The sequence below is a fragment of the Vibrio sp. 1069 genome (genome assembly GCF_033340555.1).
In genome coordinates this window covers 1-596 of the sequence record NZ_JAWOWP010000625.1, presented here as the reverse complement: position 1 = coordinate 596, position 596 = coordinate 1, and the positions used below count along the sequence as shown (strand labels likewise).

The following is a 596-nucleotide window of genomic DNA, read 5'->3' as shown; positions in this document are numbered from 1 at the left end:
ATTTTTGGTTTCTGATGTTCAGGAAGTACGTAAAAACAAACTCACGCTACAATTTGATCTTTTTGAGGGTCTTTTAACTCATATCGCTTCACGCAATTTCTCCCACTGCTTTTCGCCTGATAGAGCGCCTTGTCGGACAACTGATACAAGTGGTCGAAATTGAAGTCTTTGCCTTTGGTGTTGTAGCTGGAGTACCCCACCGAAACCGTCAGCAGTTCACCTTCTGGGTTATGTTGATGCCTGATGCCTTCATCTTCAATGCATTGACGAATGCATTCCGCTCTCAACCGAACCTCTTCTTGGTTCGAGCCGATCATCAATAACACAAACTCTTCCCCCCCAATACGACAAAAGACCTCGTCTTCATCTTTGGTATGGTGTTCAAGAATGTTCCCAATGCGCATCAGTGCAATGTCGCCTTCAAGATGACCATAGTGATTGTTAAACAAACCAAAATGGTCAATATCAATCAGAATCAGACCAAATGACATCGCATCTTCGCAATCCAATGCGCAGTATTTTTGCATCACATGTTCCAGCATACGGCGATTGCCAAGGCGCGTAAGTGGATCGAGCTTAGATAGCACTTCGAGCTG

The 596-nt window shown here is 44.5% G+C and carries 1 protein-coding gene; it reads right to left on the bottom strand.

Features of this window, described 5'->3' with window-relative positions:
- Positions 1 to 41: 41 nt before the first annotated feature.
- Positions 42 to 596 (bottom strand): GGDEF domain-containing protein (locus tag R7040_RS28115; RefSeq protein ID WP_318097837.1); only part of this gene is annotated, 555 nt, incomplete at its 5' end.